Annotated in this window: 16 protein-coding genes; 12 read left to right on the forward strand and 4 right to left on the reverse strand. The window is 66.4% G+C overall.

Annotation, left to right across the window (positions count from 1 at the left end):
• Window positions 1-52 precede the first annotated feature (52 nt).
• From GM910_RS27205 to GM910_RS10440, 10 genes are all read left to right on the forward strand, one after another.
• Window positions 53-985 carry a Gfo/Idh/MocA family protein gene (locus GM910_RS27205; RefSeq protein WP_246225983.1) on the forward strand — a complete coding sequence of 311 codons (933 nt, stop codon included), beginning with the start codon at window positions 53-55 and terminating at the stop codon, window positions 983-985.
• A 44-nt stretch (window positions 986-1,029) separates the two neighbouring features.
• Entirely contained in the window at window positions 1,030-2,556 is a 1,527-nt protein-coding gene (locus tag GM910_RS10400) for an aldehyde dehydrogenase (NADP(+)) (protein WP_159587440.1), read from the forward strand.
• 6 nt (window positions 2,557-2,562) lie between these two features.
• A complete protein-coding gene (locus GM910_RS10405) occupies window positions 2,563-3,492 on the forward strand; it encodes a 2-dehydro-3-deoxygalactonokinase (protein ID WP_159587441.1) in 930 nt (309 codons plus the stop codon).
• Entirely contained in the window at window positions 3,489-4,121 is a 633-nt protein-coding gene (locus GM910_RS10410; RefSeq protein WP_159587442.1) for a 2-dehydro-3-deoxy-6-phosphogalactonate aldolase, read from the forward strand. The genes GM910_RS10405 and GM910_RS10410 overlap by 4 nt, the downstream gene beginning before the upstream one ends.
• A gap of 353 nt (window positions 4,122-4,474) precedes the next feature.
• On the forward strand, window positions 4,475-5,533 hold the full coding sequence (locus GM910_RS10415) for a LacI family DNA-binding transcriptional regulator (RefSeq protein WP_246225964.1): 1,059 nt from the start codon (window positions 4,475-4,477) through the stop codon (window positions 5,531-5,533).
• A gap of 16 nt (window positions 5,534-5,549) precedes the next feature.
• A complete protein-coding gene (locus GM910_RS10420) occupies window positions 5,550-6,830 on the forward strand; it encodes an ABC transporter substrate-binding protein (RefSeq protein WP_159587444.1) in 1,281 nt (426 codons plus the stop codon).
• Window positions 6,831-7,065: 235 nt separating this feature from the next.
• Window positions 7,066-7,911 (forward strand): carbohydrate ABC transporter permease, encoded by an 846-nt coding sequence (locus GM910_RS10425; RefSeq protein WP_159587445.1) that lies wholly within the window; start codon window positions 7,066-7,068, stop codon window positions 7,909-7,911.
• The gene (locus tag GM910_RS10430; RefSeq protein WP_159587446.1) at window positions 7,908-8,756 is read left to right on the forward strand and encodes a carbohydrate ABC transporter permease; all 849 of its coding nucleotides are present in this window, start codon (window positions 7,908-7,910) and stop codon (window positions 8,754-8,756) included. The genes GM910_RS10425 and GM910_RS10430 overlap by 4 nt, the downstream gene beginning before the upstream one ends.
• A gap of 213 nt (window positions 8,757-8,969) precedes the next feature.
• The gene (locus tag GM910_RS10435) at window positions 8,970-10,019 is read left to right on the forward strand and encodes an ABC transporter ATP-binding protein (protein ID WP_159587447.1); all 1,050 of its coding nucleotides are present in this window, start codon (window positions 8,970-8,972) and stop codon (window positions 10,017-10,019) included.
• A gap of 263 nt (window positions 10,020-10,282) precedes the next feature.
• Window positions 10,283-11,584 carry an amylo-alpha-1,6-glucosidase gene (locus GM910_RS10440; RefSeq protein ID WP_159587448.1) on the forward strand — a complete coding sequence of 434 codons (1,302 nt, stop codon included), beginning with the start codon at window positions 10,283-10,285 and terminating at the stop codon, window positions 11,582-11,584.
• A 243-nt stretch (window positions 11,585-11,827) separates the two neighbouring features.
• Here the strand turns inward: GM910_RS10440 and GM910_RS10445 are convergent, their stop codons facing one another.
• The 4 genes from GM910_RS10445 to GM910_RS10460 form a co-directional block, all read right to left on the reverse strand.
• Complete coding sequence (locus GM910_RS10445) at window positions 11,828-12,679, reverse strand: amidohydrolase family protein (RefSeq protein WP_159587449.1); 852 nt, start codon at window positions 12,677-12,679, stop codon at window positions 11,828-11,830.
• A 1-nt stretch (window position 12,680) separates the two neighbouring features.
• Window positions 12,681-13,817: a mandelate racemase/muconate lactonizing enzyme family protein gene (locus GM910_RS10450; RefSeq protein ID WP_159587450.1), complete on the reverse strand. Its 1,137-nt coding sequence runs from the start codon at window positions 13,815-13,817 to the stop codon at window positions 12,681-12,683.
• A complete protein-coding gene (gene kdgD / locus GM910_RS10455; protein WP_159587451.1) occupies window positions 13,814-14,719 on the reverse strand; it encodes a 5-dehydro-4-deoxyglucarate dehydratase in 906 nt (301 codons plus the stop codon). Before kdgD ends, GM910_RS10450 begins: the two co-directional genes overlap by 4 nt.
• 257 nt (window positions 14,720-14,976) lie before the next feature.
• The gene (locus GM910_RS10460) at window positions 14,977-15,723 is read right to left on the reverse strand and encodes a FadR/GntR family transcriptional regulator (protein ID WP_159587452.1); all 747 of its coding nucleotides are present in this window, start codon (window positions 15,721-15,723) and stop codon (window positions 14,977-14,979) included.
• Between the two features lie 152 nt (window positions 15,724-15,875).
• Between GM910_RS10460 and GM910_RS10465 the strand changes: the two genes are divergently transcribed.
• Window positions 15,876-16,862, forward strand: a complete 987-nt coding sequence (locus GM910_RS10465) for a TRAP transporter substrate-binding protein (RefSeq protein ID WP_159587453.1) — start codon at window positions 15,876-15,878, stop codon at window positions 16,860-16,862.
• A gap of 59 nt (window positions 16,863-16,921) precedes the next feature.
• Window positions 16,922-17,443, forward strand: a complete 522-nt coding sequence (locus GM910_RS10470; RefSeq protein ID WP_159587454.1) for a TRAP transporter small permease — start codon at window positions 16,922-16,924, stop codon at window positions 17,441-17,443.
• Window positions 17,444-17,451: the final 8 nt, after the last annotated feature.

A 17,451-nucleotide genomic window follows, 5' to 3' on the forward strand; every position in this document is an offset into this window, starting at 1 on the left:
TACATGCGCCACCCTGCCTCAGCGAATGGTTGGAACTAAGGAGCGCGGGAATATGACCGACAACATCCCCACCAACATCGCCGTCGTCGGCGTCGGCAAGATCGCCCGCGATCAGCATCTGCCGTCCATCGCCCGCTCCTCCGCCTTCGCGCTTGCCGCGGCCGTCAGCCGGCACGGGACGGTGGATGGCGTCGATAATTTCACCGACCTCGGCACCTTCTTGCGCAAGCGCACCGATGTGCTGGCCGTCTCCCTCTGCGCGCCGCCGGCGCCGCGCTACGATATGGCCGTGGCAGCGATCCGCGCAGGCCGTCACGTGCTTCTGGAAAAGCCGCCCGGCACCACGGTGGGCGAGGTCGAGGCGCTGGCCGAGCTGGCGAGGGAGCACGGCGTCACCCTCTTCGCCACCTGGCATTCGCGCTTTGCGCCAGCCGTCGAGCCCGCCCGGCAGTGGCTTTCCGGCAAGACGATCCGCCATGTCGAGATCGTCTGGAAGGAGGATGTGCGGCGCTGGCATCCGGGCCAGGCGTGGATTTGGGAGGCCGGCGGCTTCGGCGTCTTCGATCCGGGCATCAACGCGCTCTCCATCCTCACGGCGATCGTGCCGCCGGTCTTCGTCACCGGTGCCACGCTCGAGGTGCCGGAGAACCGCAAGATGCCGATCGGCGTCGAACTCTCCATGCGTAGCCTGGCGGGATTCGATGTCGACGCCGTCTTCGACTGGCGCCAGGAGGGGCCGCAAACCTGGGAGATCAGGATCGACACCGACGCGGGTAGCCTTGTGCTCGCTGACGGCGGCAGTCGGATGTCGGTCGACGGAGAGGCCCGCCCGGATGGGCTGGAGGCCGAGTATGATGGCATCTACGAGCGCTTTGCCAGCCTCCTGGAGGCGGGAGAGAGCGATGTCGACATCGCGCCCCTAAAGCTCGTCGCGGATGCATTTCTTGTCGGCCGGCAGGTCGACGTCGCGCCCTTTCACGAATAGATAGGGGCTCTCGCCAGAACTTTTCTCAAAGCAAGGAACGGGACATGCCGCAGAACTTCGAGCCACACGGAAAACATCTGATCGCCGGCGAGTGGATCGGAGGCGAAAGGACCTTTTCCTCCGATCCCGCCACCGGGCCGTCCCACCAATTCTCCGTCGGCACGGCGGCGGAAGTGGACCGCGCCGCTAAGGCCGCGGAAGAGGCCTTCTGGACCTACGGCTATTCGAGCCGCACTGAGCGCGCCGCCTTCCTGAACGCCATCGCCGACGAGATCGAGGCGCGGGCCGAGACGATCGCCGTGATCGCCAGCCAGGAGACAGGTTTGCCCGAGGCGCGCATCAACACCGAGCGCGGCCGCACCACCGGCCAGCTTCGCCTCTTCGCCAAGCACATCGAGAAGGGCGACTACCTCGACCGCCGCCACGATGCGGCGAACCCCGAGCGCCAGCCCATGCCCAAGCCGGACCTGAAGCTGATGCAGCTTCCCGTGGGCCCGGTGGGCGTGTTCGGCGCCTCGAATTTCCCGCTCGCCTTCTCCACCGCCGGCGGCGACACGGCATCGGCCCTTGCCGCAGGCTGCCCGGTCGTCGTCAAAGGGCACCAGGCCCACCCGGGTACCGGTGAGGTGGTGGCCGAGGCGATCCACGCGGCGATCAGGAAGACGGGCCAGCATCCGGGCGTCTTCTCGCTCATCCAGAGCAATGTCCGCGAGGCGGGCGAGGCGCTGGTCACCCATCCGCTGATCAAGGCCGTCGGCTTCACCGGCTCGGTTGGCGGCGGGCGTGCGCTCTTCAACCTGGCGGCGAGCCGGCCGGAGCCCATCCCCTTCTATGGCGAGCTTGGCTCGGTCAACCCGGTCTTCCTCCTGCCGGCGGCGCTTTCCGCGCGCGGCGCCAAGATCGGTGAAGGCTGGGCCGGATCGCTCACCATGGGCGTCGGCCAGTTCTGCACCAATCCAGGCGTCGCGATCGCGCTCGACGGCAGCGCGGTGGACACGTTCCTCGACGCTGCGCAGGCCGCGCTCGAGAAGGTGGCGGAACAGCCGATGCTGACGGTTGGCATCGCCGACGCCTATCGCAAAGGCCGCGACCGCGTCTCCGGCCTCAATTGCGCGCGGGCGCGGATTGCCTCCAGGGCGGAAGGCCGCAACGCCGGGCCGGACCTCCTCGAGACCACGGGCGAGGAGTGGCTCGCCAATCCCGAGCTGCATCATGAGGTGTTCGGGCCGTTCGGCGTCGTCGTGCGCGTGAAGGACGAGGATGAGATGCGCGAGATCGCCCGCGGCGTCGAAGGCCAGCTCACCTGCACGCTGCAGATGGACGACGCCGACACCGAACTTGCCGCCTCGCTGATGCCGATCCTGCAGCGCAAGGCCGGACGGCTGATCGCCAACGGCTTTCCGACCGGTGTCGAGGTGAGCGACGCGATGATGCATGGCGGGCCCTATCCGGCCAGCACCAACGCCTCCACCACCTCGGTGGGCACGCTGGCCATCCGCCGCTTCCTGCGCCCGGTGGCCTATCAGGATATGCCAGCGGCGCTGCTGCCGGCAGACTTCGCCGAGGCCTGAGCCGCCATGGCCGACCGCCAAGCCTTCGCCGCCGCCATCGACTGGGGCACGACCAATATGCGGCTCTGGCTCCTAGACGGCGAGGGCGCGGTGTTGGCCGAGCATTCGAGCGGCGAGGGCATGCGCGCCTCAATGCCCGACCGCTTCGAAAGCGTGATGGAGGCGCATCTGGCCGAGCTCGGTGCCGCCTCCGACCTGCCGGTGGTGGTGGCCGGCATGGCCGGCGCCCGCGGCGGCTGGCGCGAGGCGGCCTATCTGGAGACGCCGGCAAGGCTCGATGCGCTGCATCTCAATGCCGTCCGCGTCGACGGGGCGGCGCGCGACGTGCGCATCCTGCCCGGCGTCTGCCAGCGCCAAAGGGGGCAAGAGGATGTGATGCGCGGCGAGGAGACCCAGCTTGCCGGTGCCGTGGCCGGGGGCCAGCACTCCGGCCTCTTCTGCCTGCCCGGCACCCATTCCAAATGGGCGAAGATGGAGGAGGGGCGGCTTCAGGCCTTCACCACCTTCATGACCGGCGAGCTCTTCGCGCTTCTGAGCCGGCATTCCATCCTCCGCGACACGCTCGGCGAGGGGGAGGCGGATGCCGCCTCTCCGGCGTTCGGCGACGCGGTGGACGAAATGCTCGCCGACGGCGCGGGGCTGACGGGTAAGCTCTTTTCGATCCGCGCCGCCGGGCTTCTTGCCGGCGAGGCCGCCCCCAACGCGAAGGCACGCCTGTCCGGCCTTTTGATCGGCGCGGAGATCGCCGCCGCCCGCCGGATGCTCGATGACGAAGCGGCGGTCACACTCATCGCCGGAGGCGCGCAAGGGAGGGCCTACGAGGCCGCGCTCGCCGCCGCCGGCATCGCTTCCCGCACGCTGGACGGCCAGACCCTCGTGCGCCAGGGACTGTTTGAGGCCGCAACGGCGCTCTGGCCGGAAAGGGGGGTCGCATGAGCCGCATCGCCTGGCCGAAGCTTCGCCGCGATCTTGTCGCCATCCTGCGCGGGCTGAAGCCCGAGGAGGCGCCGGCTATCGTCGGGGCGCTGCTGGAGGCGGGCTTCGAGGCCGTCGAAGTGCCGCTCAATTCGCCCGAACCCTTCCGCTCCATCGAACTGGCCCGCCGCCTGGCGCCGGAGGGCGTGCTGGTGGGCGCCGGGACGGTGCTGACGGTCGAGGATGTCGACCGCCTGCGTGATGCCGGCGGAAACCTGCTCGTCAGCCCCAATGTCGAACCCGCCGTCATCGCCCGCGCGGCGCGGCACGGCATGGCGACCATGCCCGGCGTCTTCTCGCCCACGGAGGCGCTTGCGGCCGTCTCGGCGGGCGCCTCGGCGCTCAAGTTCTTCCCCGCCTCGGTGCTCGGCGCGGCCGGCATCAAGGCCGTCATGGCCGTTCTGCCGAAAGACGTGCCGGTGGGCGCGGTCGGCGGTGTGTCGGAACGCGACTTCGCCGCGTATGCGGCGGTCGGCGTGCGCACGTTCGGCCTCGGCTCCAGCCTCTACCGGCCGGGGGCGGAGGCGGCTGAAGTGGCGGAGAAGGCGCGCGCGGCGGTGGCGGCCTACGACGCCGTGTTTGGCGATTAGTTTTTCCTTCTTGGCGTTCGTGAATAGCTGGGTGGACGCCCACCCCTTGTTCTCCCTCTCTTGTGTGGAGTCTCTGTTCGGCTTCGCCGGAACCCCCACCCTCAATCCCTCCCCTCAAGGGGGAGGGAGGCAGGTCGAGTACGTCTTCGTCCCCCTCCCTTGAGGGGAGGGGTTAGGGGTGGGGGTTCCGGCGAAGCCGGCGAAGGGGGAAAGAGAAAGGCTGCTTCACTGTCTGGTCGGCAGGGATTGACGCTGGCTTCTTTTTGGGGCACATTTCTAAAACGTTTTAGAGAATGCATGTGCCAAATCTAAAACGTTTTGGCTGGGACAAGGCCGCATCAGGGAGGAGCCGTTTGCGCCGGAGGAGCACCCTCAAGGAAGTCGCCGCTGCGCTGGACTTATCGGTCGCGACCGTTTCGCGGGCGCTTGGCGGCTATGAGGACATTGCTGCCGAGACGCGCCGGCGGGTCGCCGAGAAGGCGCGCGAGCTTGGCTATGTGCCGAACATGGCCGGCCGCATGCTGGTTTCCGGCAGGAGCGGCTTTGTCGGGCTGGTGCTGCCCATCCGCGGGCCGAACTTCGTCGATTCCTTCCTCGGTGAGTTCGTGACGGGGCTCGGCGAGGGGCTGGTCGCCAAGGGCGTCGACCTGATGATCGCCACCGCCTCGGCCGGCCAGTCGGAACTCGACGTGCTCAAGCACCTCGTCCAGTCCGGCCGGGCCGACGGCGTGGTGCTGACGCGCATCGCCGAGGACGACGAGCGCGTGAAGTTCCTTATCGAGCGCCGTTTTCCCTTCGTCGCCCACGGGCGGATCGCCGATGACGGCGCGTCATACAGCTGGCTCGACACGGACGGCAAGGGCGCCTTTCGCACCGCTCTCAGCCGGCTCTATGCCCTTGGCCATCGGCATGTGGGCCTTGTGAGCATCGAAGAGCGCATGAATTTCCGCCACGACCGCGAGGAAGGGCTGGAATCGGCCGCCGCCGAGGCGGGCGATCCGGCGGTGAGGCTTTCGATCGTCCGCGCCCCGCGCTTCGACGAGGCGGCCCACCGCGCCCAGATCCGCGGGATGCTGTCGGCCGAGGACCGCCCAACGGCGATCATCGGCCTGATCGACGAACTGGCGCTGATGGTCATGCGCGAAGCGGAAGCGATGGGGCTTGCCATCCCGCGGGACCTTTCGGTGATCGGCTTCGACAACGTGCCGGCGGCGGCCTTCGCGACGCCAGGGCTCACCACCTTCGACCAAGCGACGCATGAGCGTGCGCGGGAGAGCGCGGGAATGCTGATCCGCCTCATAGAAGGTGAGGAAAAGGGGCCGCTTTCGAGCCTCAAGGTGCCGCGTTTCATCGAGCGCGGCAGCCACGGCCCGGCGCCGCGGCACGCCCGCCCGCGCATCAGGCAAATCTAGAAAGGGAGAGAGAAAAATGACGAAAACGAGAACGACGACGCTGGCAGCCGCGCTGCTCGCCGCCGGCACCTTTGCCGGTACGGGAGGGAGTGCCCAGGCCGACATCCTGTTCTGGTCCACCCAGGCCAAGCCCGTGGAAGAGACCCAGGCTATGCGCGGCGAGGTCCTTTCCGGTTTCGACGAGGCGGTCGATTACCAGGCGAGCGACGGCGGGCCCTGGCTCACGCGCATCCAGGCCGAACTCGAGGCCGGTTCCGGCACCATCGGCGTGCTCGGCGGGCTGCACGGCGACTTCACCTCGCTGACCGACAATTTGGTGGACCTGTCGGACATCGATCTGGGCGGCGTCACGGTGAACGAGACCTTCCAGCAGCTCGGCACGCTGGGCACGGACGAGCAGAAATACCTGCCCTGGATGCAGGCGAGCTATGTCATGGCCGCCAACAAGAAGGCGCTCGAGTACCTGCCGGAAGGCGCCGACATCAACGCGCTCACCTATGACGAACTGATCGCATGGACGAAGACGCTCGCCGAGGAGACCGGCGGGCCCAAATTCGGCTTCCCCGCCGGTCCCAAGGGGCTGAAGCACCGCTTCTTCCAAGGGTATCTCTACCCCTCCTACACCAACTCCATGGTGACGAAGTTCCGCTCGCCCGAAGCCGAGGAAGCCTGGAACAAGTTCAAGGAGCTGTGGCAGTACACCAACCCCGCCTCCACCGGCTTCGCCTTCATGCAGGAGCAGCTCCTGACGGAGGACGTGTGGGTGGCCTTCGACCATACGGCGCGGCTCGCCGACGCCTTCAACCAGCGGCCGGACGACTTCGTCGCCTTCCCCGCGCCCGCGGGGCCGACGGGCCGCGGTTTCATGCCGGTGGTGGCGGGTGTGGCCATCCCCGAGACGGCGCCCGACATGGAAGCGGCCAAGGCATTGGCCGCCTACATGCTGAAGCCTGAGACCCAGATCGCCACGTTGAAGGCGACCAACTTCTTTCCCGTGGTCGAGGTGGACTTGCCGGACGACATGCCGGCGGCGGTGAAGATCTCAGGCGCGGCGATTGCCGCGATGTCGGGAGCGGAGGACGCCAATCCGGGCCTGCTTCCCATGGGGCTCGGCGACAACGACGGCAAGTTCAACCAGGTCTATATCGATACGTTCGAGCGTATCGTGCTGGCCGGACAGGACGTGCGAACCGTGCTCGACGAGCAGGCCGAGACGCTGCGCTCGATCATGGAAGAGTCGGGCGCGCCCTGCTGGGCACCGGACGAGCCGTCGGAAGGCGCTTGCCCGGTTGAGTGACGGATGAAGGCGTCTCCGCCCGGTAAGGTTTGGGCGGAGGCGTTGGGGATCGGTAGATGAAACTGACGGTCGGATCAAATCACGCGCGTCATCCCGGACAAGCCCTCGCTTCGCTCGATCTTTCCGGGATGACGCGCGCGTGGGTTGACTGACCCAAAGCGGCTTGCGCGGGAAATCGCAAGAGAGAGGTCGGCCGGCACTCGCATGCTGGCGGCCCGACCAGAGGAACGGAAAGATGCAACAGCGCACACTTCCCTATCTGCTGCTTCTGCCGGCAACGCTCTTCCTGTGCGTGTTCTTCATCTATCCTTTCCTGCTGGTCGCCTGGCAGGCGATCTCGCAGGACGGCGCGCTGACGCTTGAGCACTTCCGCACCATGGCCGGGCACTGGAAGTTCTCCACCGCCTTCTGGAACACAATGCTTCTGGCGCTGGCGGTGGTGCCGGTGCAACTCGCGCTGGCGCTGTTCATGGCGACGCTGGTGACGCGCATGGGGGCCGGCCGCGACGTCATCCTCTATATCTGGACCATCCCGCTCGGCATCTCGGACCTCGCCGCCGGCATCATCTGGCTCGCCATCTTCGAGCAGACGGGCTTCCTGAACAGCATCCTGTCGAGCCTCGGCGTCATCAATCAGCCTGTCACCTGGCTCGGCTACCAGGACAAGGCGACCATCTTCCTGGCCGTCGTGCTGGCCGAACTGTGGCGCGCCACGGCCATCGTGCTGGTCATCCTGGTGGCCGGCATGGGGCTCATCCCCAAGGAATACTACGAGGCGGCCGAGGTCTTCGGCGCCGGGCCGTGGAAGCGCTTCGTGCGCATCACGCTTCCGTTGCTGAGGCCCAGCATCCAGACCGCGCTCATCCTGCGCACCATCCTCGCCTTCGAGGTGTTCGCGGTGGTGGCCGCCCTTGGCGGCACCAACCTGCCGGTCTTGATGGGCGAGACCTATCAATGGCAGTTCGCCCTGCAGGACAGGCATGTGGCCGCAGCCTATGCGCTGGTGATCCTGGCCATCTCCATCGCCTTCACCCTGGTCTTCCTGCGCACGCTGCGCGTACCGAAGGAGGCGCAGGTATGACTGCCGTCACCGCCACGGAAACCGTTGCGGCCACCGCCGATATCCGCAAGCGCGGACGGTTGGTCTTCGCCGCGACGATCATCATCCTGTGCGCCTGGGTGCTGGCCCCGATCTATCTGTTGGTGGTCAACGCGCTGTCCTCGCCGGACCAGGTGAACGCCTTCCCGAAGAGCTTCGTGCCTGGCTTCGAGACCGACAGCATTGCCTTCTTCATGGGCTTTGCCGGCGTTGCCAAGGCGCTCTTCAACTCCATCCTTGTGGCCTGCATCACCATGGCGCTCTCGATCGGCCTTGGGGCGCCGGCGGGCTACGCGCTGTCGCGCTTCGAGTTCCGCGGCAAGGGCGTCTTCCGCATCATGGTCTTGATGACGCGTGCCTTCCCGCTGCCGTTGCTCGCCCTGCCGCTGGCAGTGCTGTTCATCCGCACCGGGCTCGACGACACGGCCCTCGGACTGGCGCTGGTGCACACGACGCTGGCGCTTCCCTTCGCCGTTCTCATCACCTTCTCGCTGTTCTCCGGCATTCCCGTGGAGCTGGAGGAGGCGGCGTGGACGCTCGGCTGCACCCGCGTCCAGGCGTTCCGCAAGGTGGTGCTGCCGCTGGTGCTTCCAGGGATCGCCGCCTCGGCGGTTTTCGCCTTCGTCATTTCCTGGAACGAGGTGTTTGCCGCGGCGGTGCTGACCATCGAGAACCGGACGCTGACGGCATTCCTGCTGCAAAACCTCGACGTTTCGCCGCTGCACCTCAAATTCGCCGGCGGCGCCGTGCTGGTGGTGCCGGCGCTGATCTTCATCTTCGCAGTGCGAAAATATCTCTTCGCGATGTGGGGGATTGCGAACCGATGAGAACGAACGAATGTCCTGCCCGCGCCTTCGGCGTCATGCTGGAAAGCCCCCGCGCCGTCATCCCGGAAGCCGGCTTGAGCAAAGCGAAAGGCGGTTGTCCGGGACCCATTCCGGCACATGGCCGTGTCACGGAATGGATCCCGGACAGCCTCCGGCTTCCGGGATGACGGCGGGAGCGCGGGGCATTTCCAACCTATAGGGAGAGACAGAACCATGGCCGAAATCTCCATCAAACAGGTCGCCAAGCAATTCGGCGACTTCACCGCCCTTCACTCGGTGGACCTTACCGTGGCCGACCAAGAGTTCATGGTGCTGCTCGGCGCGTCCGGCTGCGGCAAGACCACGCTGCTGCGCATCATTGCCGGGCTCGAGACGCCCACGCAGGGCGAGGTGTGGATCGGCGGAAGGCGTGTCGACCACCTGCCGCCGCGCCAGCGCGGCATCGCCATGGTGTTCCAGAACTACGCGGTCTTCCCGCATCTCACCGTGTTCGAAAACATCGCCTTCGGCCTTCGCATGAAGAAGCTGCCGCAGGTGGAAATCGATCGCCGTGTCACCCGCACGGCCGAGCTCATGCATATCGGGCAGCTCCTGAAGCGCTATTCCGGCCAGCTTTCCGGCGGTCAGCGCCAGCGCGTGGCCGTGGCGCGGGCACTCGCCATGGAGCCCGACGTCATCCTGATGGACGAGCCCTTGTCCAATCTCGACGCGCTCCTCAGGCTGGAGATGCGTGCCGAACTCAAGGGCGTGCTCGCCGAGAGCAAGACGACGACCATCTACGTCACCCACGACCAGGTGGAGGCGATGAGCCTTGCCGACCGCATCGCGGTCATGGACAAGGGCCTGATCGTCCAGGCCGAGCGCCCCATCGAGGTCTACAGGAACCCCGCCGCGCGCTTCGTCGGCTCCTTCATCGGCAACCCGCCGATGAACTTCCTCCCGGCCAGAAAAGCCGACAACGGCGCGTGGCGCGTGGCGGGGGTCACCTTCGAGGGCCCGAAGGCCGAGCGCGAGGAGATCGCCTTCGCCATCCGTCCGGAGGACCTCTCCCACGCCGAGAGCGGCCTTCCGGCCGAGGTGCGCGTGGTCGAGCCGCTGGGGCCGCATGTGCTGGTGACCTGCGACGTGGAAGGCCATCTCTTCCGCGCCGTGCTCGAAAGCGACATCGTGCTTTCGCGCGGCGACACGGTGAAGCTGGCGCCGACGCCCGACCGCATCCGCTGGTTCGACCCGGAGACTGAGCAGTCGCTGCAACCGCACTAGAGCGCAATCATCATGCCCGCTTGGAGATGCCGCGCCCCTTCACGCCCCCCTCTGTCCTGCCGGACATCTCCCCCACGAGGGGGGAGATTGCGCCGGCCGCCTGCTCCGGCGCTCGTTTTGCAACGTTGGCGATTAGCGAAAGCAGGCGCGACGGCAAATCTCCCCCCTTGTGGGGGAGATGCCCGGCAGGGCAGAGGGGCGCGCGACGGAGCGCTTCCCTCTCCATTTCATCAACCTTACCTCCCACTAGAAAACATCCTCCCATGACACCCAACGAACATGCCCGCTTGGCGGGCCAAGCATCGCAGATCCTGCGTGAGAACGACCGCGGCGCCTATACGGTGCCGACGAAGGGCCTCTACCCCTTCCAATGGAACTGGGACTCCTGCCTCACCGCGCTCGGCTTCGCCGCCTTCGACGAGGACCGCGCCTGGCGTGAGATGGAGACCCTGTTCGCCCATCAATGGCCGGACGGCATGGTGCCGCATATCGTCTTCCATCAGGAGGACGAGGGCTATTTCCCCGGCCCCGACGTCTGGCGGACGGGACGGCCCGTGCCGACCTCCGGCATCACCCAGCCGGCGGTGGCCGGCTTCACCGCGCGGCGCATCTACGAGCGGTCGAAGGACAAGGCGGCGAATGCGGCGCGCGTGCGCGCGCTGGTGGAGAAGATCGACCGCTGGCACGCGTTCCTGTGCTCGGCGCGCGACCCGAGAGGCGAGGGACTGGTGGCGATCATCCACCCCTGGGAATCGGGCCGCGACAACGCGATCGACTGGGACGAGCCGTTTCAGCGCGTGCCGGGCGAGGGCATCGCGCCCTACCGGCGGCGCGACGTCGACCATGCCGACCCCGCCCACCGGCCGACCAAGGAGCAATACGACCGCTACCTCTGGCTGCTCGAGCATTTCCGCCGCCATGACTGGAACAACGGGGTGCTGCACGACCTGTCGCCGTTCCGCGTTGTCGATCCGGGCTTCAATGCCATCCTCATCCGCTCCTGTACCGATCTTGCAGCGCTTGCGGATGAACTGGGGGCGGCGGACATCGCCCGCGCCAACCGCGCGCGCGCCGAGAAGGGGCTTGCGGCGCTGGAGAGACTGTGGAGCGAGAGGCATGGCCAGTATCTGTGTCTCGACCGGACGACGGACGGCCTGATCGACAGCCCCTCCGTGGGCGGGCTGATCGCCGTTTTCGCCGCCATTCCGGAGGCCCGCGCCGGCGCTATCGGCGCGCGCATCATGGAGATCGCCAAGCGCTGCCGCTATGTCGTGCCGAGCCACGACCCCGCCGACTCGCGCTTCGACGCCAAGCGCTACTGGCGGGGCCCGGCGTGGCTCATCGTCAACTACCTAGTCTCCGACGGCCTGGCGGCCGCCGGCATGGACGCGGTGGCGGAAACGATCCGCGCCTCCAGCCTGCAACTGATCGAGAAGGGCGGCTTCGCCGAATACTACGATCCGTTGACGGGCGAGCCCTGCGGCGGCGGTCAGTTCACCTGGACGGCGGCGATGGTTCTGGAGTTCCTGAGGGGCGGCGAGGCGCGGGCGTTGGCACCGGTGTAGTTCCCGTTCGTGCGGAAACGGCGACACCCCTTCACGCCCCCCTCTGTCCTGCCGGACATCTCCTCCACGAGGGGGAGATTGGCCGGCCGCTTGCTCCGGCACGTGTTCTGCAACCTTGTCGATTGGCGAAACCATACGCAAAAGCCAATCTCCCCCGTGTGAGGGAGATGTCCGGCAGGACAGAGGGGCGCGCGAAGGGGCCCCGCCCCTTCCGTTGGGGCGTATAGAGGAGAGAAACGCGGGCTAGAACCCGAACAGCGCTGCCGGGCTCTCCACCAGCACCTTTCGGTGATGCTCCGCCGGCACCCAGCCGAGCACCGTGTCGAGCAGCGCGGCGTCGTCCGGATAGTCCTCCGTCCGCTTGACGAGGTTGTGCGGCCAGTTGGTGCCCCAGATGATGCGCTCGGGCGCGTAGGCCGCCATCTTTCGGGCGACGGCGGCGATGTCCTCGAAGTCCGGCGGGCCGGAGCGGGAGGATTCGTAGCAGCCGGCGAACTTGAACCAGCAATTGCCGCGGTCGACGAGGTGTTTCAGGGCGTCGATCTCGGGCGACTGCGGTGTTGCGCCGGAGAAGAACTTGCCATGGTGATCGATGATGTAGCGGCTTTCGAGGCGTTCGAGCCTCGGCAGATGCTCGAGCAGGTGGGTGCCGTCGAACTGTACGGCAAGGCACCAGCCGAAGGCTTTGGCGCGCTTATCGACGGCTTCCAGCGCCTTAAGCCCGACCGCGCCGCCCGGCAGGTCCATGATGCGCGCCCCGCGTACGCCGGCCGCATGCAGCGCTTCCATCTCGGCGTCCGACGTCTCGCCGGTGATGACGGCGACGCCGCGCGATACCGGGCCCATCTCCTTGAGGCAGGCGACGAGGCATGCATTGTCCGCCTGGTGCGCGTTGCCCTGGGTGATGACGACGCGCTCGATACCGAGCCATTCCATCACCTTGCGGTAGTCGTCGGGGCCTGGAAGGCCCTCGGGCAGGTCCGGCCCGCCGGGCAGCGCAGGGAAACCCGGCAGGTACATGTGCATCTGCGTGTCGGTGGCGCCCGCCGGCATCGGCGTCCTGGGCTTTTCGCCCGAATATTTGCGTTCGATCACCTCAGCCCTCTTTCAACGCGAATTCCTTGAGCGCGTCGCGCTCGATCTCGATGCCGAGGCCGGGGCCGTCGGGAATGCGCACGAGGCCGTTCTCATGCTCCAGCGGCGTCTTCACCACGGCCTGGCGGAACGGGTTCTCCGTGCGGTCGAACTCCAGGATGGGCTCGATCGGTTCAGGCCGCGGCGGGTTTGGCGGAAGGGCGGCCATGAACTGCAGGCTGGCGGCGATCTGCACCGCCGTGCCCCAGACATGCGGCACCAGGCGTACGCCGTGGATGGCCGCGAGATCGGCGATGCGGCGCATCTCGGTGAAGCCGCCGGTGCCGCAGATATCCGGCTGGACGATGTCGACGCAACGGCTTTCGATGGGCTCAAGCATGCCGTAGCGGCCATGCCACGTCTCGCCGCCGGCGACGGGGATGGGTTGGCCGGCCCTGACGGCGCGGTAGGCACCAAGCTGTTCGGGCAGCACCGGCTCCTCGAACCAGTCGATGCCGTACTGATCGGCCCGCTCGCCAAGCTGGACCGCCTCAAGGGCGTCGTAGCCGTGGTTGGCGTCGATCATCAGCCGCAGGTCCGGGCCGATGGCTTCTCGCACGGCTGCGATAACGTGCAGATCCTCCTCCACGCCGAAGCCGATCTTGATCTTGACGGCGTGGAAGCCTTCCTTGCGGTAGCCCGCAACTTCCGCGGCAACGCTTTCCACGCGGTCCACGCCCTCGGTGCGGAAGGAGCCGGTGGCGTAGGCGCGCACGCTCTCGCGGAAGCGGGCGCCCAGAAGCACAGAAATGGGCACGCCGAAATGCTTGCCCTTGATATCCCAGAGCGCGATGTCGATGCCCGAAAGCGCGGTGACCGTGAGCCCGCGCTGACCCTGATCGCGCAGGAGGTTGTAGAGCTCCAGCCAGATCTTCTCCGTCTCCAGCGGGTCGCGGCCGATGAGGGCTGCCGTATAGGCCTTCACCACCGCGGCGTTGGGGAGGGCCGGGCCAAGGCACTCGCCCCAGCCGATGGTGCCGTCGTCGCAGACGATCTCGACGAGGCAGTGCTGCCGCCGGTCGAAGCGCATGGAGGCGCTTTCGAAGACGCGGTCGAGCCTGTGTTCGAGGATATGGGTATGGACCTGCGTTATCTTCATGACTTGTACGGCGCTACCAGGTTTTCGAGCATGGCCGCTTCCTCCTCCGTCAGGTCCGTGAGCGGCGGGCGCACGGGGCCTGCATCGAAGCCGACGATACGCACGCCGGCCTTGATGGCGGAGACGGCGTAGCCCGGTGCGCGGTCGCGGATCTTCATGAAAGGATAGAAGAATTCGTTGAGGATGCGTAGCGTGACGTCCTGCCTGCCGGCACGGAGCGCCGCGTAGAATTCCTGTGCCAGCGCCGGCACGAAGTTGAAGACGGCCGACGAATAGGTGGAAAAGCCGGCGCCGAGATAGGCCTCGGCGAAAAGTTCGGCCGTCGGCATGCCGCCGAGGTAGGTCAGCCTGTCGCCCATCTTTGCCGTGATCTGCCGCACCAGGCCGATGTCGCCCGAGCCGTCCTTGAAGCCGACGAGGTTGGGGCACTCCTCGCAAAGCCGCGCCACCGCGTCGGGCTGGAGGATGGCGTTGTTGCGGTTATAGACGATGACGCCGATGGAAACCGCCTCGCAAACCGCCTTCACATGCCGGTAAAGCCCTTCCTGGCTGGCCTCGATCAGATATTGCGGCAAAAGCAGAATGCCGTCGGCGCCCGCCGCTTCGGCCGCCTTGGCGATCTCCACCGCCATGCGCGTGCCGTAGCCGCAGCCCGAAACGATGGGCGTGTCGCCCGCCGCCGCCTTTGCCGCCTCGACGACGGCGGGCATCTCATCGGGCGCCAGCGAGAAGAACTCGCCCGTGCCGCCGGCGGCAAAAAGCACGCTCGCCTTGAAGCCGGACAGCCAGGAAATATGCTCCTGATAGGGGCGCTTGTTGAAATTGCCGTTTGCGTCGAAGGCGGTGACGGGGAATGACAAAAGGCCGGCCCCGAGCGCCGACTTCAGTTGAAGGGGGTCCATGGTGTTGAGGCTTTCCTATGCTTGGAGGCTACGGCAACGATCATAAGAGTTATCATACATGTGTCAATGTATGTATGACATGTTGTTGTGGGCAAGAAGGGGGTGCCGGCCCTCTCTCATCCTCACACACGCGCGCGCGTCATCCCGGAAGTCGGAGCGAAGCGGAGGCTGTCCGGGACCCATTCCGGAAGGTGGACGAGTCACGGAATGGGTCCCGGACAAGCCTTCGGCTTTCCGGGATGACGCCCGGGGGGACATCACACCTGCGGCCGGAGCCGCGACCGGTAACGCTGCTGGCTGCCGATCAGGTGGACGCGCACGGCCTGGCGTGCCGCCTCCTCGTCGCGCAGGGAGATCGCCTCGGCGATGCGCCTGTGCTCCTCCTGGATCTTCAGGAGATAATCCTTCGGCGTCGCGGCGTCGGCGTCCGGCTGCAACATGGCGCGGGGGATGGCGCTGATGCCCAGCAGTTCCAGAAACTCCCGGAAGCGCGGATTGTTGGTGGCGTCGGCAATTGCCAAGTGGAAGGCCATGTCGGCATCGCGCGTCGGCTTGCCCTCGGCGATCAGCGCATCGATGTCGTCGTAGCGCTCCATGATCGCCTCTTCCTGTGCCGGCGAGCGGCGGGCGGCGGCAAGGGCGGCCGCCTCCATCTCCACTGCCGCCCGCAGCTCCAGGATTTCGATGATGGATGAAATCCGCGCCATGTCCGGCTGTGGGAAGGGCGAGCCGCCGGCCGGCCGGTTGTTGCGTACGAACACGCCCGCGCCCTGCCGCGCCTCGACAAGGCTGTCGTAGCGCAGCGAGGCGATGGCCTCGCGCACGACGGTGCGGCTCACCTCGTAGTGCCGTGTCAGTTCGGCCTCGCTCGGCAGCTTTTCGCCGACGCTCAGCTCACCCTCGACGATGCGCCGCCTGAGATCGTCGCCGACCATGCCGACGAGGTTGATGCGGCCCTCGCGCCGTTCCGTTCCGCGTGGATTCCTGGAAGCGCCACCCGCCATCTCGAACTCCTTCCATGCCGGCGCATGATTGTGCCGGTGGCCCCTTCCGTGTCAATGCGCGCTGCGTGCTTCGCTCTTGTTGACGCGGCTGCCAAAGACATATTATAAAAATCCAGGGATATATGACAACTATCATAACAGGGAGGAATAAAATGAATGCGATAACGACGATCCGCGCCGCGACCATAGCCGGCGCTGTTCTTATTGCGGGTGCCGGATCCGCGGCCGCTGTAGACTGGCGCGGCTGGAATATCCATCCGGAAGGCTATCCCAACACCGTCGCGATGAAGCAGTTCGCCGACGAGGTGACCGAGAAAACGGAAGGGCGGATAAACGCGACCGTCTATGACAGTGCGGTGCTGGGCGACCAGCCCGATGCGATCGAGCAGACGCGCAACGGTGCGCTCGATTTCGGCAATTTCAACATGGGTCCGATGGGGCCGATCATCCCCGTCACCAACGTCGTCTCGCTGCCCTTCCTGTTCAAGGACGTTCAGCACATGTACCGCGTGATGGACGGCGAGATCGGAGCCCAGTTTTCCAAGGGTATGGAGGAGTACGGCCTGGTGTCGCTCGCCTGGTACGATTCAGGCTCGCGCAGCTTCTACAACGCCAAGCATCCCATCGCGAAGCCCGAGGACGTGAAGGGGCTCAAGATCCGGGTGATGAACAACGACCTCTATGTGGGAATGGTCGGCGAGCTTGACGGCAACGCCACGCCCATGGCCTTCGGCGAAGTCTACCAGTCGCTGAAGACAGGGGTGATCGACGGGGCGGAGAACAATTATGCGTCCTTCGATTCGACCGGCCACTACGAAGTGGCGCGCTATTACTCGATCACCGATCATCTGATCATTCCTGAATGCGTCTGCGTCGCCAAGTCGAGCTGGGACGAGCTGTCGCCGGAGGATCAGGAGATCGTCCGTCAGGCGGCCATCAGATCCGCCGAGACGCAGCGCAAGCTGTTCACCGAGCAGGTCATGGCTAGCCGGAAGAAGGTCGAGGAAGCCGGCGTGACCATCAACGAGGTCGCGGACAAGGCGGCTTTCCAGAAGGCGATGGAGCCGATCTACGCCACGTTCATCGAGGAGAATCCTGACCTTGAGCCGATGATCAAAGCGATCAAGGAAACCGAATAGGTTGAGAAACGCCGTCGGCGCCGCAGGCGCCGACGTTCGGCGGCCAACGGAGACAGGCGATGCAGGATGATCAGGGGCAGCCCGGCCATGCGGCGGGCGAGGGGGGTACGGTCGAGCGATTTCTGGACGCGGCTTCCGAATTCTGCCTCCGCGTGGCCGGCGTGCTTCTGGTCATTCTCATCGTGATCTTCGGCTGGCTGGTCTACGGCCGCTACATCCTCAACAATACACCCACCTGGGTCGAGCAGGCCGCGCTTCTGATCGTCGCCTACGTGACCTTTCTCGGGGCGGCGGTCGGCATCCGCCGCAACACGCATCTCAGCATCGACTTCGTGCGTGAAGCGATGCCGCGGCTGCCGCGCAGGGTGCTGGAGGTGATCTCCGATGTGGCGCTCATCGTCTTCGGCGCCTTCATGGCGTGGCAGGGATGGCATCTCGTCGCCACCAACCTCAATCGAAAGATACCGCTTCTGGGCCTCTCGGAAAGCTGGCGCGCCGCGCCGCTCGTCATCTGCGGCGTTCTGATGGTTCTCTTCGTTTCCACCGGCCTCTATCGCCGCCTTCGCGCATTGGGCCGCTAGCAAAAGGT

This window comes from Chelativorans xinjiangensis (assembly GCF_009812055.1).
In the GTDB taxonomy this organism is placed as follows: Bacteria; Pseudomonadota; Alphaproteobacteria; order Rhizobiales; family Rhizobiaceae; genus Chelativorans; species Chelativorans xinjiangense.

What these genes read in the sequence shown, in the direction of transcription:
- GM910_RS10440 (WP_159587448.1), top strand. Translation starts at nt 10,283, where the DNA reads ATGACACCCAACGAACATGCCCGCTTGGCGGGCCAAGCATCGCAGATC.
- GM910_RS10435 (WP_159587447.1), top strand. Translation starts at nt 8,970, where the DNA reads ATGGCCGAAATCTCCATCAAACAGGTCGCCAAGCAATTCGGCGACTTC.
- GM910_RS10450 (WP_159587450.1), bottom strand. Translation starts at nt 13,817, where the DNA reads ATGAAGATAACGCAGGTCCATACCCATATCCTCGAACACAGGCTCGAC.
- GM910_RS10430 (WP_159587446.1), top strand. Translation starts at nt 7,908, where the DNA reads ATGACTGCCGTCACCGCCACGGAAACCGTTGCGGCCACCGCCGATATC.
- GM910_RS10465 (WP_159587453.1), top strand. Translation starts at nt 15,876, where the DNA reads ATGAATGCGATAACGACGATCCGCGCCGCGACCATAGCCGGCGCTGTT.
- GM910_RS10420 (WP_159587444.1), top strand. Translation starts at nt 5,550, where the DNA reads ATGACGAAAACGAGAACGACGACGCTGGCAGCCGCGCTGCTCGCCGCC.
- GM910_RS10470 (WP_159587454.1), top strand. Translation starts at nt 16,922, where the DNA reads ATGCAGGATGATCAGGGGCAGCCCGGCCATGCGGCGGGCGAGGGGGGT.
- kdgD (WP_159587451.1), bottom strand. Translation starts at nt 14,719, where the DNA reads ATGGACCCCCTTCAACTGAAGTCGGCGCTCGGGGCCGGCCTTTTGTCA.
- GM910_RS27205 (WP_246225983.1), top strand. Translation starts at nt 53, where the DNA reads ATGACCGACAACATCCCCACCAACATCGCCGTCGTCGGCGTCGGCAAG.
- GM910_RS10425 (WP_159587445.1), top strand. Translation starts at nt 7,066, where the DNA reads ATGCAACAGCGCACACTTCCCTATCTGCTGCTTCTGCCGGCAACGCTC.
- GM910_RS10460 (WP_159587452.1), bottom strand. Translation starts at nt 15,723, where the DNA reads ATGGCGGGTGGCGCTTCCAGGAATCCACGCGGAACGGAACGGCGCGAG.
- GM910_RS10400 (WP_159587440.1), top strand. Translation starts at nt 1,030, where the DNA reads ATGCCGCAGAACTTCGAGCCACACGGAAAACATCTGATCGCCGGCGAG.
- GM910_RS10410 (WP_159587442.1), top strand. Translation starts at nt 3,489, where the DNA reads ATGAGCCGCATCGCCTGGCCGAAGCTTCGCCGCGATCTTGTCGCCATC.
- GM910_RS10405 (WP_159587441.1), top strand. Translation starts at nt 2,563, where the DNA reads ATGGCCGACCGCCAAGCCTTCGCCGCCGCCATCGACTGGGGCACGACC.